Annotated in this window: 14 protein-coding genes; 7 read left to right on the forward strand and 7 right to left on the reverse strand. The window is 46.6% G+C overall.

Annotated elements, in window-relative coordinates; genetic code table 11:
• Positions 1-4: 4 nt before the first annotated feature.
• From DXB00_RS02415 to DXB00_RS02445, 7 genes are all read right to left on the reverse strand, one after another.
• Positions 5-1,561, reverse strand: coding sequence for a recombinase family protein (locus DXB00_RS02415; RefSeq protein ID WP_119214472.1), 1,557 nt, complete (start codon positions 1,559-1,561; stop codon positions 5-7).
• Between the two features lie 69 nt (positions 1,562-1,630).
• The gene (locus tag DXB00_RS16590) at positions 1,631-1,780 is read right to left on the reverse strand and encodes a hypothetical protein (RefSeq protein ID WP_188885711.1); all 150 of its coding nucleotides are present in this window, start codon (positions 1,778-1,780) and stop codon (positions 1,631-1,633) included.
• 94 nt (positions 1,781-1,874) lie between these two features.
• Positions 1,875-6,689, reverse strand: a complete 4,815-nt coding sequence (locus tag DXB00_RS02420) for an isopeptide-forming domain-containing fimbrial protein (protein ID WP_119214473.1) — start codon at positions 6,687-6,689, stop codon at positions 1,875-1,877.
• Positions 6,690-6,820: 131 nt separating this feature from the next.
• Positions 6,821-7,021 (reverse strand): hypothetical protein, encoded by a 201-nt coding sequence (locus DXB00_RS02425; RefSeq protein WP_110437253.1) that lies wholly within the window; start codon positions 7,019-7,021, stop codon positions 6,821-6,823.
• Between the two features lie 446 nt (positions 7,022-7,467).
• Positions 7,468-7,896, reverse strand: coding sequence for a sigma-70 family RNA polymerase sigma factor (locus tag DXB00_RS02435; protein WP_158578159.1), 429 nt, complete (start codon positions 7,894-7,896; stop codon positions 7,468-7,470).
• Between the two features lie 350 nt (positions 7,897-8,246).
• Positions 8,247-8,393, reverse strand: a complete 147-nt coding sequence (locus DXB00_RS02440) for a cyclic lactone autoinducer peptide (RefSeq protein ID WP_117491597.1) — start codon at positions 8,391-8,393, stop codon at positions 8,247-8,249.
• Positions 8,390-8,986 (reverse strand): accessory gene regulator B family protein, encoded by a 597-nt coding sequence (locus tag DXB00_RS02445; protein ID WP_118360182.1) that lies wholly within the window; start codon positions 8,984-8,986, stop codon positions 8,390-8,392. The genes DXB00_RS02440 and DXB00_RS02445 overlap by 4 nt, the downstream gene beginning before the upstream one ends.
• Before the next feature lie 220 nt (positions 8,987-9,206).
• Between DXB00_RS02445 and DXB00_RS02450 the strand changes: the two genes are divergently transcribed.
• From DXB00_RS02450 to DXB00_RS02480, 7 genes are all read left to right on the forward strand, one after another.
• Positions 9,207-9,524, forward strand: coding sequence for a helix-turn-helix domain-containing protein (locus DXB00_RS02450; protein WP_119214474.1), 318 nt, complete (start codon positions 9,207-9,209; stop codon positions 9,522-9,524).
• 11 nt (positions 9,525-9,535) lie between these two features.
• Complete coding sequence (locus DXB00_RS02455) at positions 9,536-10,222, forward strand: LytR/AlgR family response regulator transcription factor (protein WP_117491603.1); 687 nt, start codon at positions 9,536-9,538, stop codon at positions 10,220-10,222.
• Entirely contained in the window at positions 10,219-11,484 is a 1,266-nt protein-coding gene (locus DXB00_RS02460; RefSeq protein ID WP_119214475.1) for a sensor histidine kinase, read from the forward strand. Before DXB00_RS02455 ends, DXB00_RS02460 begins: the two co-directional genes overlap by 4 nt.
• Before the next feature lie 206 nt (positions 11,485-11,690).
• Complete coding sequence (locus DXB00_RS02465) at positions 11,691-12,833, forward strand: amidase domain-containing protein (RefSeq protein WP_158574627.1); 1,143 nt, start codon at positions 11,691-11,693, stop codon at positions 12,831-12,833.
• A gap of 46 nt (positions 12,834-12,879) precedes the next feature.
• Entirely contained in the window at positions 12,880-13,512 is a 633-nt protein-coding gene (locus DXB00_RS02470) for a copper amine oxidase N-terminal domain-containing protein (RefSeq protein WP_117491608.1), read from the forward strand.
• A 506-nt stretch (positions 13,513-14,018) separates the two neighbouring features.
• Positions 14,019-14,717, forward strand: coding sequence for a hypothetical protein (locus DXB00_RS02475; protein ID WP_117491610.1), 699 nt, complete (start codon positions 14,019-14,021; stop codon positions 14,715-14,717).
• 141 nt (positions 14,718-14,858) lie between these two features.
• Positions 14,859-15,902 carry a stalk domain-containing protein gene (locus DXB00_RS02480; protein ID WP_158579335.1) on the forward strand — a complete coding sequence of 348 codons (1,044 nt, stop codon included), beginning with the start codon at positions 14,859-14,861 and terminating at the stop codon, positions 15,900-15,902.
• The last annotated feature ends 398 nt before the right edge of the window (positions 15,903-16,300 follow it).

Below are 16,300 nucleotides of genomic sequence, written 5' to 3' on the forward strand. Positions count from 1 at the left end.
TTGATCAAAAATTCCAATGAATCTCTATGGGAACCGTTTTCGTGCCCTTTGCGCGCCGACCGACAGTCACATAGTCAATCAGCGTATCGACCATCTCGCGGTTCAGGTGCTCAATGTTCATGTACTTCTCGACCAGTGCACGGCGGTTATCTCCGATAGCGATTCGCTCCTCAAGTTCTCGCATCTGCTTTTCGCCATCCTCGATCACATGCTCCAGCCGATCACGCTCTCCGGCAAAATCTTTCGACATAGCAAGATAGTCCTGCTCTGTCAGCAGTCCCTTTACCTTGTCGAGGTACAGATTGCGAATGCCTGTTGTATATTCCTCCTGCTTCTGACGATAGGTGTTGATCTCCTTTTGCAGGCATTTCTTCTGTTTCTGCAAATCCTTGCAGAACGCTACGCTCTCGGCCGCTTCATCCTTATCGAGAAATTCCTGCGCCATCCGGTTCAGCTCTTCCAGTACAGCTTCCTCCAAATGGCTGACCGCAATAAACGCACCGGGACAGGCTTCCACAGAGATATGCCGATTCGGACATTGCAGATAGTGCCGGTCCTGCGTCTTGGAGGACCGAAGCGTATAGCCGCAATATGCGCACCGTGCTTTGCGTGCGAAAATACCAATTTTTCCATCACTGAACGGTCTGCTGCGCTCTGCTCGCCGCCGACATACCTTGTCCCACAGTTCCTGGTCAATAATCGGCTCGTGCGTACCACGCACAACATACCACTGATCTTTCGGACGCGGCTTACACTGCTTGGTTTTATACGACACACTGCCATACTTGCCCTGCACCATATTGCCGATGTAAATTTCATTTTCCAGCATATCCGCAATCGCAAAGTATTTCCACAAGGTGCTGTTTTTGCTCACCGCCTGCTTGTAGCGTAAGCCATGCTGTCGTTTGTACTCGGTGGGATTGGGAATCCCGCGTGTGTTCAAAATACGGGCGATCGAAGTTTTCCCATATCCCTGTGCAAACAGATTGAACACCTCACGGACTACTGCTGCCGCTTCTTCGTCTATCAGCAAATGCCCTTTGCGGTCAGGGTCTTTGCGGTAGCCGTACAGTGCAAACGCACCGATATGCAAACCGTTGACACGGCGGTTGGTCAGTACGCTGCGAATGTTATCCGACATATCTTCCAGATACCATTCGTTTACAAGACCGTTGATCTGACGTGATTTCTTGTTGCCCTTATTGTCCGTATCCGCATTATCTACAATGCTGACAAAACGGATACCCCAGATGGGAAACAGACCGTGGATATACTTTTCCACCAGTTCCAATTCACGGGTAAAACGTGACTGTGTTTTGCAGAGGATAATATCGAACTTGTGCTGTTCTGCGTCTTTCAGCAGCCGCTTAAACTGCGGCCGCCGCCTGTCTGCACCAGTATAATCATCATCACTGTAAATCTGATAAACTTCCCACCCCTGTTCTTCTGCATACTGCACCAGCATTGCTTTCTGATTCTGAATGCTGCCCGAATCATCGGTCGTACATAGCTTGTTTTTATCTTCCTCGGATAAACGGCAATAAATTGCTGCTTTTTTCATGTTCTATCCCTCATTCAGATAAGAACAAGCTGTTTCCTACTTTTATTGTAACGCATAACTGCACTTTTGTCATTGCCTTTTCTCCGTAATTTTCGTTTCTGTCCGTTCGATACGATTGATCATCTCTACCCATTTCTCTGTAAATCGTTTCCGGTCGCAGGTTTCCCCTCCATTCTGAAAAACGTGTGTGCAAACCGCTTTGATCTGCTGTTTTGCCATACGGCTTCACCCTTCCTTTCAGAATAGCCTATGTTGCTCTCTGCTAATGTAAAACCCGCCTGCTGCAAAACAGGCGGGTTTTCTCATTCTACTCTCAAATCCAGTATTCGTTGCGGTCACTGTCCATGATGAAATCGTGTTCGTGCGAAACCTCGGTCACAACAGACGAGGGAGCGTCCGCCCATGTGCGGAGATTGCCGCTGTAACCGGAAACATCCGGCGAGGTGTCGCGTCCGGTAATCTGGCAGATTGCCTTTGCGAACGTCAGACGGGATACATCACCGCTGAGACCGATATTCGTTCGCGCCGCGTAGGCCACAAGCGAGTTCAGTTGACCAGACGCAGCCCAGATACGTAGGTAGCCGTTCTTCGAGATCGTGTAGTTGATCTCGTAATCGTCACCCTCGTCCATGCGAGTGGTATCAAATGCAGATGCAGGCAGAACGCCGATGGAAACGAAATACTTCGCTTCTTCCGGAATATCGTACTGGTATTTCGGAACGGTAGTCGTGCCGCGCGGCAGCCATGTGTTGCCGCCGTTAGCAATCAGACGATATACAACCGTGCAGGCTTCCTGCAGGGATACGCGATCATTCGGCCGCCACAGACCGTCCGCGTAACCACCGAACAACTGATAGTGAATATCCGTCAGCACCGGTGTACCGGACGAACCAGACGAAACGACTTCAATCTCCGGCGAACGGCCCGAAGCCGAACCATTGTCACCCGTAGCCGCGGCAAGGTTGGTGTACGTCTTGCCGCCCGCATCGGTCTTAAACTCAACCGTGATTTTCACCACGCACTTTTCGTTCGGCGCAATGTCACCGAGTTCCAGAGTAAATACTTTGCTCCGGAAACTCCACTTGTTGTTCAGAACACCGTCCACATAGACGTTATTTTTCAAAACCGGCGTTACCAGCGTGGTATCCAGCGCATCTTTGAGGATAACCCGTTTCCACATCTGGTTGGAATCGTTGCCAATCGTGATAGTGAATATAGCACGCTTGCGGTCTGCTGGAACGCCGGAGCCTACATTCACCACAGTTTTATCAACCTCTTTGGTTACATAAAACGCTGTGGTGTTGTCCGGCTGTTCTGCCGTGTCAGGAATCGTTACGCCCTTATCTGTTGCCGTGCCATGACCGTTATCGCCATCAAGCGAAGCCGTATTGGTAATCGTTGTACCAGCCGCATTTTCAAGCACCTGCACGTCAAAAGTGATTTCAGCCGATTCGCCCGGTTCGAGATCACCTACGAGCACAGACAGCGCATTGCCGCTCAAATGATACAGCGCAAATTCGTTGTTGATATACACGCCGCCTACCAGCTTAACACCAGTCGGGAGCGTATCGGTCATTACGACATTCTTCCATGCGGCAGTTGCCTTGTTGCCGTTCTTTGCAGTGATCGTGTAGGTGAAGGTATCGCCTACATTGGCAGTGGTGACGCTTGCAGACTTCTTTACGATCGGAGCAGCGTTGCCCTCGTCAATCTGTACGCCGCCGTCCGGCATGGGTGTTTCCTTGCCGTTATCATCGAGGATAGCAGTGTTTACGATAAACTTTCCCTGCGAACCATCATCTACGATTACATCAAAGCTAAGAACGGTCTGTGCGCCTGCTGCGATAGCATCCGGCGTGAAAGTGATTGTTTTCATCGTAACATTGTACGAATAATTGACCGTTGCCGAACCATTCTCCTGCACGTTTCCTGCAAAACTTACGCCGTCAGGCAAAACGTCAATCACTTTCATGTTCTCCCAATCAGCGGTAGCTGCTGCACCGTTTTCCAGGCGGATAGAATAGGTAATCGTATCACCAACTGCTGCGGTGGTCTTGTTTGCGGTCTTGCTGCTCGCATGACCATCTGCCGTACCATCTTCAATATCCACACCGTTATCCGTACCGCTCTTGTCCGGCGTATTGCTGCCGCTGACGAGGGCGGTATTTTCAATGTGCATACCGTAAGCGTCGCTGTTGACGGTTACATCAAAGCGGATTGCCTTGGTCTGGTTCGGCGCGATCTCACCAAGCGATACGGTCAGGGTCTTGCCGGTATTGTCGTACTGATATTCTGCGGAGTAGCCGTCTACGGTTACATTGCCGCGGAAGGTCAGTCCGTCCGGAATGGTATCGGTCATAACCGCGTCGCGGATATTCACATCCGCACCAGTCGCATTGGCAGCGTTTACGGTGTAGGTGATCGTATCGCCAACCTTGGCAGTGGTTTTGTCTGCGGACTTGGAAACGGTCAGCAGCGCGTCACCGTCCGCGATTGCTACGCCATCGTCCTTGTCCTGCACCGGGTCTGCATTATCAGATGTCAGCGTTGCAAGGTTCTGGATGGTGGTGTTGTACGCGGATTCGTTCACCGTTACGGTGAAGCCGATGATCTGCTTTGCGTCCGGCTCAATCGTGCCGACATTGACGGTCAGCAGGCGGGTATTCTCATCGTAGGTGTAATCGTTCGTGTTCTTACCGTTCAGCGTGACAGAACCGTATTCAAAGGTCAGTCCAGCCGGAAGAACATCGGTGATAACGCCGTTCTCAACCGGAACAGTTGCGGTATCATCATTCTTTACGGTCAGCGTGTACGCAATCTTATCGCCCACGCGGGCAGAGGACTTGTTTGCAGTCTTGTCGATCTGTGGCTTTGCCTTGCCGTCACCAACGGTTACGCCATTGTCCTTGCCGCTGGTGTCCGGCGTGTTGTCGGACTTCATCACAGCGGTGTTGTAGATAGTCTTGCCGTATGCGGCGGTGTTGACCACTGCAACGAAAGTTACCGTTGCGCTTTCTTCCACGCCGAGATCACCGACCTTGACGGTCAGAACGCGGGATGCTTCATCATAGCTGTAATCGTTGGTCAGCTTGCCGTTGAGCGTGACAGAACCGTACTGAATATCCAGTCCGTTCGGAATGGTATCGGTCAGCACAGCGCCCTTGATTGTCACGCTTGCGAACTCGCCGTTTGCCAGCTTGATGGTGTAAGTCACTTTATCGCCAACATTGGCAGTGGACTTGTCCGCAGTCTTGGTAACTTCCGGCTTGGTCTTGCCGTCACCAATCTCAACGCCCTTGTCCTTGTCCTCGGTGTCCTTGATGTTATCGCCGGAGAGGACAGCGGTGTTGTGTACGGTCTTGCCGTAAGCCGACTTGCCCACGGTCACAGCGAAAGTTACGGTGCGGGCAGCGTTCGGCTTCAGATTGCCGATCACAACAGACAGCTTGCGGCTGGCGTTGTCATAGCTGTACGGATAGGACTTGCCATCCACCTGCACGCTGCCGTCTACGAAGTCAAATTCAGCCGGAATGGTATCTGCCATTTTAGCGTTTTCGATTTCGTAAACAGCACCGTCACCGTTGCCAACCTTGACGGTGTAGGTGATCTTGTCACCGACATTCGCGGTTTCTTTATCCGCAGTCTTGGTCACATACGGCGCGGTATCGCCCTTTTTGACATACACGCCATCGTCCTTGTCCTCGTAAATGTTGGTTTTCTTGCCGTCCGCAGCGGTCACATAACCGTTCGTACCCTTGGCAACAGCGGTGTTGTAGATCGTCTGATTGTACATATCACCGTTGATTTTTGCCTTGAAAGTGGCAATCACGGTCTTGCCAGCGGCAATATCACCGAGGCCCACGGTCAGAGTGCCGTTCTTTGCAGTGTGGGTAGCCGCTACATTGTTCACATAGATGCTGCCCTCGATAAAGGTCATGCCGGACGGAATTTTATCGGTCAGCACGACACTTTTCCATGCGGAACTTGCTTTCTTATCGTTCGACAGCTTGATCGTGTAGGTGATTTCCTCGCCTACCTTTGCGTCCTTGACGCTTGCCGTCTTTTCGATGGACGGGAGCGCGTCACCGGTGCTGTACTTATAAGTGATCGTGCGGATATAGCCGCGATACTCATACGCCGGAATGGACTTGGGCGCGGATTCTGCCTTGCCCGCCGTAGTGACAGACTTTGCGATCTCCTTGCCGTTGGTGTCTACGAATTTCTCAACGATGATATTGTACTTGCCATCATTGTACTTCGCGTCATGCCATTCCTCGGCGGTATGGGATACCGTTGCTTCCATAAGGTTTGTGTAGCCCCAGAACGATTCTGCAAGATCGTTGTACGGATTTCGCACTTTCAGTGCTTTCAGCTTTTCGCGGGTAACAGTGCGGTTAATCATGCTGTTCACCAGCGTTACGGTTTCGGTTCGGGTAATCTCCTTGTCGGGACGGAAAGTGCCGTCGGGATAGCCCTGAATCCATCCTGCTTCGCTCGCAGCGTTGATATAGCTGTATGCCCAGTGACCTTTCTCTACATCGGAAAAAACCTTGCCGCTGGTGTATTTGAGGTTCTGGAAACGAGCCGCCAGCGCGGCGAACTCCGCACGACTGATGGGCGCGTTCGGTGCAAAGCTGTCCTTGGACTTACCTTCCAGCAGACCGATATTGTACAGCGTTTCGACCGGCTCATAGAACCAGTTCTTTGCGCTTACATCCTTGAAGGTGCTGTTTGACATACGGCGCGTGAAGCTGGGATAATCACCGTCATACAGACGGTAGAAGATCATAGCAGCTTCGGCGCGGGTCAGATCACCGTTCGGGTGTACGCCCTTGTCGGGATAACCGATGATGTAGGTCAAGTCCTTATGCGAATACACATACTCAACACTTTCGGTATAATCTGCGTAGGTGTAGTTTGTGATCGTCTGCGGGGACTTTTCCTCGTGTGTGACGCTGTATGTCTGCTTTTTGGCAATCTCCTTGCCGTTTTCTGTGTCAAGATATTTTGCCGTCACCGAGGACAGCGTGCTTGCAGACTTCGTGCTGACGGCAAACGAACTTGGGATAATCGTTGCCGCCATCGCCAGCGACAGTCCTGCTGAGGTGATTCGCTTTATGATTGACATTGTTTCACTCCTTCACTCCATTTCTGTTAAGTAATCTGAAATACTCAACTGCCCCGGCAGCACGCCGTCCTGCAGCCACCAGTGCAGCACTTCTTCCCCGCTCTGCCAGACGAGCGATTGCCTGCTGTTCTTTATTCATTGCGTCCCATCAGCTTAAAATAGGCTTTCGGGCGTTTCGGCAGTTCCGTCCAGAAAATACAGCGTCCGTACAGATCGTGAACGAAACTCTCACGGCCTAAGTAAAGCTGTACGTCCATTTTGCCGTTCGGATACAGGCACAGAACCCGATGACCGCGTTCCGGCAGTATCTTATTTGCGTTTTTCCATTCCATAGATAAACCTCTCTGTAAAAGCAAAACCGGAGGAATCCATGCGGTTCTTCCGGTTTGTGATTATTCTGTTGTCTGGATTTTTACACTATCATATATATCATCACCTCGCATTTCTCTGTCAGCCTATTCGTCCTCACCCCCGGCTGCCGGGAAACATCAGGCGGTCAGCAGCGTACCGACCTCACAGGCATTGCACCTATCTCGTTGTCCGATCTCATAGCCTGCGACGCTTTCAACGCTCGGACGGTGACTGATCGGGAGTATCATTATCATCTATGCGGGTCATCGCCTTGTCGGGAGCCGCCCGACAGTTCGCGGCTTTGCGCCGCAGCTCTCCGCACAGAATTTGTACCTGATGTTTGATGTTCAGTTGCCAAGGAGCAGTGAGAGAATATTTATCCCCTCACTGTACCCCCAAGAAAAACGCCTACTGAACACCCTGAAAATCAGAATTTTTCAAAATATTTTTTCAGATACTTCAAAATACGATTTCGGCGCTTAAGCATTGCAGCCTGCGTAATACCCAATTTTTGTGCATATTCTCGGGTCGAATAGCCGTCATAGTACAGCGCTTTAATCAGCTTTTTGTCACTTTCCGGCAGTGATTCAATAACTTTAGGCAACTCATCCAGCATTTTTGCTTCATGTTCTGCTTCTTCCTCAAGCAAGCAATATTCCTCCGCACTCAGTTCTGCGTTTTCCAACGTTTTGATATGTATACCATCCTCAATCGTGCGTTCCAGCGATATTTCGCTCTCTGCGGGAATATCCTCTCCGATATATCTTGCACGCCGGTCCATCTGCGAGTATGTATCAAATATCTCGTCCGAAACCTCTACATCCTGTCCGAACACAGTGATGATGTTTGCAACCACGTTGCCGTCCTTATCTTTAATCCGCTTGTAGTTGCGGTTTTTCTGCCACTTTTTCATTTTCAAGCTCCAATCTCAAAGTTTTTGTTTGAGATTGGAGATTATGGATAGCGGGCAATACAGGCTTGCCAGGAATCTATAAAAGAGCGAAATACTCTGCACTTTTTGATTTTAGGGCAAAAAAATAAAGCCTTTCGCACAGCTATTAAGCTATACAAATGGCTTTGCTTCATAAAACATTTTACAAATCAAAACGCTACTGACAACACCCTTGATTAGGATTGCAGTAGCGTTCTGATCAAATTTTACAGATTTGAATTTTTTACTTCAATATTTGTACATCCGCCCACATATTATCGCTCACGAAGGCATTCTGGAACTTCCGGCTGATACGATTCAAACAGACAAGTAGTGCCCACAGAAGCGGTTGCTGCAACAATTGCCAGTGCAGTAATAATCTGACCACCATGCACAATACACCAGTTGATAAATTTTTTCATAAAGATGCACCCTCCTTTTTACGACTTGCAAAATGTAATTTTATTTTTCCAGCAATCATCGTAGATGATGCTAAAAATCCACTGATAAGATAGTATTCTATATAACTGTTATTGGGCTGAACCCAAAGAAATACTATACATACAACCACATTCGCCAGCAATATCCATATACTTCTATTTCTGCTAATTCTACGACGTTTGTATGTAATCTGTTTATTAGCTGATTCGACCGGAGATAACAGCAAAATCAATATTGTTTCAATCACAATGAAGCAAAGAACTAAAGGAGGCTCAGCAATACATCTCAGAAAAACTGATACCAAGTAAATTCCTGCAAATATTATACAGCAATTCAAATGATTATCCGCATGGTATCCCCCTGCAAACAAGCGCAACGGAATAAATCCCAAAAAGTAAAATAAAATATACCTTTCTTCATGTAGTATAAATGAACACATTACCAAAATTACAATATTTAGAACTGCAGAAACAATCAATTCCAAGCCATACGCACAGATTTCCCATTGCTCATTTGATACAATAATCCGCTTCTTTTGGAGATAGTTACAATAAGAATCGACAAATTTCTTCATAAAAATACTCTATTCTCTCTTATTTACTTTACTATACCTGATACCCACTATTATATCGACCTCTTGAAGTATTTCAATGTCCTTGCAGAGTTTAGTCATGTTTTTGCAGTAATTAGTTGAAAAGATAGTATAACTATTATAAAATAATAGTATTAGTCGCTTCTAATTGGTATCCATACTACTTAGAATAATAGTATCGCTATACCTGAGGTGATTATAAATGACAGGTCTTGGAGAAATTATTCAAGTCAAACGTAAAGAGTTAGGGTTGACGCAAGAGCGTCTTGCTGAGAAAATCGGAAAAACCGCCGGATATATCGGCCAAATTGAACGCGGACTCAGTTATCCATCTTATCCGGTTTTATTACAGTTGATTGAGACATTAGAACTTGATGTACAATCTTTATTCTGCACATCAACACTCGAAGAAAGCGCAAAACTGAAGCAAAAATACGCACAACTCTATTCCAAACTCTCAAAGAAACAGCAACAATTAGCCCTTGGAATGTTAAAACTTATTTCGAGATGTGATTTTTAACAGGAGTATTTATGCGAATTGCAATTTGTGATGATGAAGATCAGGAACGGCTCAATATCGAAGCATTAGTCAAGCGATATGCCCCCGAATTATCTATTGTCCTTTTTTCCTCAGCAGACGAACTGCTGGCAGCAGCGAAGACGACATTTTTCCCATTGATTTTTCTGGATATTGAAATGGATGATACAAATGGCTTTGATGCTGCAGAAGAACTTATGTCAGGAAGCGCAAAACCGCTTATTGTTTTTGTAACCAAGAGCACCGAATATACGATTCGTGGTTATGATGTGGCTTTTCATTATCTTGTAAAACCTCTTAATGAGGCAAAGTTCCACGAAGTTCTAAAGCGCGCTTTGCGTCTGATTATTCCGCAGTATTTTACATTCTCCTCGAACGGCGAATTGTATCGTATCCCTGTACAAGAAATTCTGTATTTCGAGTCTCGTAATTATATGCTTTTCGTTCATACACAGCAGCAGATTTACAAAGCTCGCTTGAGCCTGAAAGAGGTCGAACCCCAATTATCATCAGCCAATTTTCTTCGTATTCATGCCAGTTTCTTAATCAATCTGCATCATGTAATTCGCATAACAAAAGACGATATAGAAATGCAGGACCATCAACTCATCAAAATCAGTAGAAACCGAAAGAAAGATGTCATTGCAGCTTTTACAAAGTTTGCGAGGGAAAACATATGACTTTGCTAATTGAAGCCCTCAGTGGTGTATTAGACACTTTTCTACTCTATCTTTTTGCATCTGGATTTTACTCAAAATATCGCAGCACTAAATACAAAGGACATTTATACTTGCTTGTAGGTATTTTTATTATCGTGATGAGCTGTATCCCTATGCCGGGTATACTTCGTATCCTACTTAGCTGGAGCATTATCAGTGTATCAACATATGCGATTTTTGAATCCACTGTTCGCAAGGCACTTTTAACTTCAACAGCATTTATAACCCTCAGTGTGTTGGTTGACGTAATATGTGAATATCCTTTTTATCTCTCCGGCATTTCACGAACGGTTATCCTCGGACAGGGGTTAGCACGCTGCATATTTATCATCTTTGCAAAGCTGATAAACTTGCTGCTCATTCTTTTTATTGTCACACTGTTCGGCAAAAAAGGTTTACTTGATATTCCATTCAAAGAATTGCTCCCACTCACGACCTGCCAGCTCGTCAGTGTATTTATCTGCATTGTATCATTGGAATTGGTCGGAACCGTATCGCACTTTCTTTTAATTTTATTAACACTTTCTATTGCCGGAATTTTGTACATCAACATTGTATTCTTCGTATATATGCGATCTATTCGTACAAATTACGAAAACGAGCAGCAGCGGCGTTTGGCTGAACAGCAACTCGAAACTCAGCTGTCTTATTACGAACAGATGAAATCCGCTAACGAGCAAACGCGAAGCCTGTGGCATGATATAAAAAAGCAATTAACTGCTGTTACTGCATTAGTCAAGGACAGTGATGTATCACAAGCAGAGTTATATCTCGAAACCATTACCAAATCATTCAATTCGCTTAGCAAAATCGTTGATGTAGACCATCCGGTTATTAACGCAATTTTGAATGATGCACTGGGAAAATCCTCGCTTGCCGGTATTACTTTAAAAATCGACGTTTTTGTTTCCCCTCAGCTTGCCCTGTCCCCGCTGGTTTTAAGTGTTATTCTCGGAAATACATTGGATAACGCAATTCGCGCGTGCAGCGGTGTATCTGCCGATACGCCTAAAATCGTAAGTTTAACTTTAAGACAAAAGGACAGTATTCTGTATTACCGCATTTCCAATCCCTATGACCCAGAATTTTCTTCTAAGAAACGCGAGGGTATTCATGGTTATGGGCTGAAAAACGTCAGTTCCACAGTAGAACAAATTGGCGGCACGATGCAAATCAACCAAGAGAATAATCTATATACCGTAGAGATTATTTTGAATTTGTAAAACAAAGGGCGATAGCTTCAAAGCTACCGCTCTTTATTTGTACATTTTACTGCATCAGGCCTGCCAAACTCTGCAATCTCATTGTGTATTTTACCGTATGTTGTATAATACAAATACACCAAATGAAGGGAATGACTCCAATGCAGTAAGTTCAGTTAATGAGTTTTCATCCAAGCCGAACTGCTAACATGGAGGTGAACAGCAGTATGACTATCAAAAAGTTTCTTGCAGGCAGTCTTTCTTCCGTAATGGTTCTCTCGTGTCTCAACATAGGTGTCGCTGCACTGGAACCCAACGCACTCGATGATGCCACGATCAATCAGTTGAAGGCAACCGCACAAAACGAGATTGAGCATTTTTTCCGTGAGAGCGATGAAGACCTCTATTCGCTTGTTGGCTTCCGCTTCGATGACAGTGAAGTAACCCAGTCCGACGGCTTGGTTCAGTACGAAACCACAGTAACTGTCAGCGAACGCCTTAAAGCACAGAGCGTTGAAGAAATGCCGTACATCGCTGGCTATCTGGATGAACTCGGCGCTTCTTCGTATGCCACAATGGCCGCATCCGATAAGGCGGAGTTGGCAAAATCCACTTTCGGCTTAGATCAGGATGTTACTCTGACAGCGGCCCAGCAGAATGTTGTTGACACATTCGTTCAGTCGATGGATGCAACTGTTGAGATGTTCGACGAATACATTGGTGAAACCAGCGATTTTACCTATCACATCAAGGTTTCTGCACCCGTTGCCGAGCCGGACAACATTACACTAACCGGCCTTGACGAGTTCGACAATGATGTCAATATCAACGAGTACGAGCTGCGGTCGTATGATGATATTTACCGAAATGGTGCAGAAGATGCGCAGGCTGCTGTTCAGAGCATGATGGTTTCCCCCGCTTGGGTTGCAACCAAGATCAATAACTACAACAGCTATAACCGCATTGCCGCCCGCGACTACGCATACAAGTATTGGTCGTCTTACAATCCGGCATATACCAGTTATAAGGGCAACGGCGGTGACTGCGCTAATTTCGTTTCTCAGTGTATCCATGCTGGTGGTATTCCCACCGATGCAACTTGGAAAGCCGATTCTGTTTCGTGGATTCGTGCATCCGCAGTACCCTCGTATATGGTAAACAAGGGTTATGCAACAAAAACCAGCTACACCAATGCTACGGCTGGCAGCTTTGCCTATACTTCGAGCGGTGCGGGTCATATTGTGTTAGTAAGCATCAATGATGGTGCTAAAATCGCGTACACAGCACACACCACCGATCGAAAAGACGCTGCGTTCTCCTCGGCAGATTTGAACGGCAATTACAGCTTCTATGTAATCAAAAACTACTAACGCATACCTGCTGTAACAACGATAATCATTCAGGGAGGTATTGCACATGAAGAAAAAGCGTTTTCGCATCCCAATTATCGGCTTGATTTGCTGTATGCTGCTGGGTACGATTGCTTTCGCAGTCAATGGCCGCAAAATCACTGCAACCTACGGCGGCATCACCATTTACCTGAACGGCCAGAAACAGGTTGCTACCGATGTAAACGGCAAGGTAGTAGAACCGTTGATCTATCAGGGTACGACTTATGTGCCGATACGCGCTGTCAGCGAATGGCTGGGCAAAACGGTTACATGGCAAGGCAGCACCAGTTCTGTTCTTATCAACGATTCTGTCTTTTCTGACAGCGACGTTTCATCTGCTAAAAATGTAATCAGTGAGTTCTTTACGCTGTTCGGCAATCAGCAGTATCAGAAGATGAATACGCTATGCACCGGCGATGCCGCAGGATTTGACTACAGCATTGGCGTATTCGGTATGAAAGAAGCAAAACTAAAGTCCTGCACTTATAACGGTGATTATTCCGCAAGAGCCAAAGAACTCGTTTTTGAATGTTCTTTTGCAATGAAACCCGCCGCAAACTCGGTGTATGACCCCAATCAAACCAGCACTACCTGCTTGATTTATGTAAAAAAGGTCGGCAGTCAGTTCTTGATTGATGAATTTGCAAGCGGTTTCTAAATTCTCAACGCATACTCTGAAACTTACAATATCACTCATAAGCAGACACCAATGCCAATCGCATTGGCGTCTGCTTATATTTGCGTTCACATATGTTTTTAGCTATTGATTATTAAGTATGTATTATTTATTCGCCATATCCTTAGCTGATTATCAGATACATCCACCAAATCCTGCTTTAATTACTAACCTTTGCATCTTTCTGCACCAGACATACCAAACTCTGCAAATCTATTGAAAATTTTACTTCAAATGTTATAATGCAAACATCAAAAACAATTCTTTAATACACATTTTATCATATGGAAGTGGTTCCCATGGTTTAACAAAAATCTGCATAGATTGCTACACCGAGCAACAATCAAAAGTAAATTGCAATCATGCAGATAAACACCGCATTGTTAATGTACCAAATACTATTCTACAATAAAAGCATGAATGATTGTCGCACCCATACGATGGCAATCATCGAGAGTACACCAGAATATGGAGGGATTATTAACACTATGAGCAAATTTAAGAAGATGATGAGCACAACGCTCGCAGGCTGTATGGCCGCATCCGCTCTTATGATGAGCGCAGGCGCAGTAAATTCGCAGGATGTTCCGTCCTCAGCACTCGCAAATTCTCAGTCGATTTCGGCATTTGCCGGTGATAATGTTACTGTCAATGTCGTTCATGTCAAGGCTGATGGCAGCACTACGCAGACTCCCGTAGAAGTAGCAATTCCCGAAGATACGACCAACGATGAGCAGGGTTCTATCATTGTAAATGCAGCTGTACAGGCGTCTGATTCTACTGGTATTATGCTTCAGGCTGCGCGCTCTGCACCGAATGGCCGTCGTCTTGGCGATTCGCGTACCGCAACAGTATATACAAACGTTGATGGCAACCAGGGAGTCACATTAGCCGATGGCTTGGCCGGAAATGTTGACTACAGTGGTTTGGCAGTATATATGCATAATATTGATCGTTCTATCACTAAGATGAACGTCAGCGTTTGGACTTCTGCAATGGGTCAGAGCAACTGCTATCAGCTGAGACGCGTTGTTAATACGAAAAGTGAATGCACTGTACTCTTTTATGATGATATTCAGTATGGTGCAGATAATTTTATCATTAGCCCCGGCGATAACATCACAGCTTTTGGCAGCGCGGTGTCGGGTTCTGGTGAGGTAACTACCGAACTGTACGGCATCTACTAAGCGCCCTATCAACGAAGTACAATGAAAGTAACCGTTGTGCTTCGTTGTAATATTATACGCAATATTATAGTAACCAGAGAAAGGGTGTATCGTATGAAGCTGAAACGCATATTAGGAAGTATTGTTTGTGTTTTCTCTCTAATGGCTGCAAGTATTGGCGCGCAAGCCGCAAATATTCCGGCACACACTACAGCTCAAATTGCTGAACAGGCAGCTACACAGACTACAACACAGCCCCGCACCGCCGTAAAAATCAATCCGCAGAGCGCGGACATTTATGCAGAGGGCATTCCGGCCACCTTCCCGAGCGAGGACGGCAAGACGGTTTACACGGCGCTGAGCTACAACGGCTCGACCTACATGCCGCTGCGCACGGTTGGCCGCTGGATGGGCAAAAATATCTCGTGGGACGGTGCATCGCGCACGGTGTTCCTGTCGGGTACTACGGAAAAGTCGTATCCGTGTGCGGATGACGATGCGTACCACAAGGAAGGCGTGAAATATGTCGGTGCGACCGGTCATGCTACGCTCGATAAGGGCGTAAAGGTCCTCGTGGACGGCAAACAGCAGACCTTCAAAAACCAGAAGGGCGTGACCATTTATCCGCTGTTTTACCAGAATTCCATCTATCTGCCGCTGCGCAACATCGGTGAGCTGACCGGCATGGACGTAACGTGGTACAGTGCCAAGGCGGAGAATGACGTGAACGCCATCTTCCTGCGCATGCCGCTGAGTGACAGCAAGCGTGCCGAAATGGAAACCTACGCGACAAATCTCATGAAGCAGCTGCTTGATATGCGGACGGATACGCAGAAGATCAAGAATTGTGCGTCTGCGGTGAAAAACGGCGGCTATACCGACTATGTAGTTACCGATAAGGCAACCGCCATGGCGGCGCTGGACTCCATCAAGCGCAAAGCGCAGACCATCCGCAGCGGCATGACCGAGCAGGAGAATCCGATCCGCTACTACAACAGCAGCCTGATGAACGAACTGGATTTCCTCATCGATAACGCGGACGCCGTGATGGACCGCGTGAAGAACGGGCGGGTCGTGCTCGGCAGCAGCAATCCGGATACGAGCGTGGTCGATCAGACCGCTGTCATGTTCGGCGCTGATAATACTATGCTGGACTGCGAACGCATGGTTCGTATGCTGCGGCAGAACATGGATAGACTTTTTTAATGCAAACCAAGACCATAAAAAGCTGAGGATTACCTCAGCTTTTTATTTATCCGACAATTTCCCAATTCCCATCTACCAGTTTCAGCACAAGCTCAAACTGCGAAATTTGCGTCATTTTCATAACATTATCCAGTATTCTACTGTCACAGTTACCATTACAGTATCGCTATGCCTGTTCAACACTATGCTTTTAAGCTGGCTGACCATATATGTAAGCATGGAATCATTGCTAACATAGTAAGATAGTCCTTTAGGTTGCCGTCGGCTATAATATGAAAAAGATAATCAAGAAATCCATAACACGCAACGAATAATAATCGATATACCGTAGCGATTATTTTAAAAATGTAAAACAACAGACAACAGCTCTCCAAAACGCCATTCGTCATCTGTGCATT

Source organism: Butyricicoccus sp. OF10-2, assembly GCF_003481925.1.
In the GTDB taxonomy this organism is placed as follows: domain Bacteria; phylum Bacillota; class Clostridia; order Oscillospirales; family Butyricicoccaceae; genus Agathobaculum; species Agathobaculum butyriciproducens.

Bases quoted from the DNA above. Each gene is read 5' to 3' on its own strand.
- DXB00_RS02475 (WP_117491610.1), top strand. From the start codon at position 14,019: ATGAGCAAATTTAAGAAGATGATGAGCACAACGCTCGCAGGCTGTATG.
- DXB00_RS02470 (WP_117491608.1), top strand. From the start codon at position 12,880: ATGAAGAAAAAGCGTTTTCGCATCCCAATTATCGGCTTGATTTGCTGT.
- DXB00_RS02460 (WP_119214475.1), top strand. From the start codon at position 10,219: ATGACTTTGCTAATTGAAGCCCTCAGTGGTGTATTAGACACTTTTCTA.
- DXB00_RS02415 (WP_119214472.1), bottom strand. From the start codon at position 1,561: ATGAAAAAAGCAGCAATTTATTGCCGTTTATCCGAGGAAGATAAAAAC.
- DXB00_RS16590 (WP_188885711.1), bottom strand. From the start codon at position 1,780: ATGGCAAAACAGCAGATCAAAGCGGTTTGCACACACGTTTTTCAGAAT.
- DXB00_RS02450 (WP_119214474.1), top strand. From the start codon at position 9,207: ATGACAGGTCTTGGAGAAATTATTCAAGTCAAACGTAAAGAGTTAGGG.
- DXB00_RS02455 (WP_117491603.1), top strand. From the start codon at position 9,536: ATGCGAATTGCAATTTGTGATGATGAAGATCAGGAACGGCTCAATATC.
- DXB00_RS02465 (WP_158574627.1), top strand. From the start codon at position 11,691: ATGACTATCAAAAAGTTTCTTGCAGGCAGTCTTTCTTCCGTAATGGTT.
- DXB00_RS02425 (WP_110437253.1), bottom strand. From the start codon at position 7,021: ATGGAATGGAAAAACGCAAATAAGATACTGCCGGAACGCGGTCATCGG.
- DXB00_RS02440 (WP_117491597.1), bottom strand. From the start codon at position 8,393: ATGAAAAAATTTATCAACTGGTGTATTGTGCATGGTGGTCAGATTATT.
- DXB00_RS02420 (WP_119214473.1), bottom strand. From the start codon at position 6,689: ATGTCAATCATAAAGCGAATCACCTCAGCAGGACTGTCGCTGGCGATG.
- DXB00_RS02445 (WP_118360182.1), bottom strand. From the start codon at position 8,986: ATGAAGAAATTTGTCGATTCTTATTGTAACTATCTCCAAAAGAAGCGG.
- DXB00_RS02480 (WP_158579335.1), top strand. From the start codon at position 14,859: ATGGCTGCAAGTATTGGCGCGCAAGCCGCAAATATTCCGGCACACACT.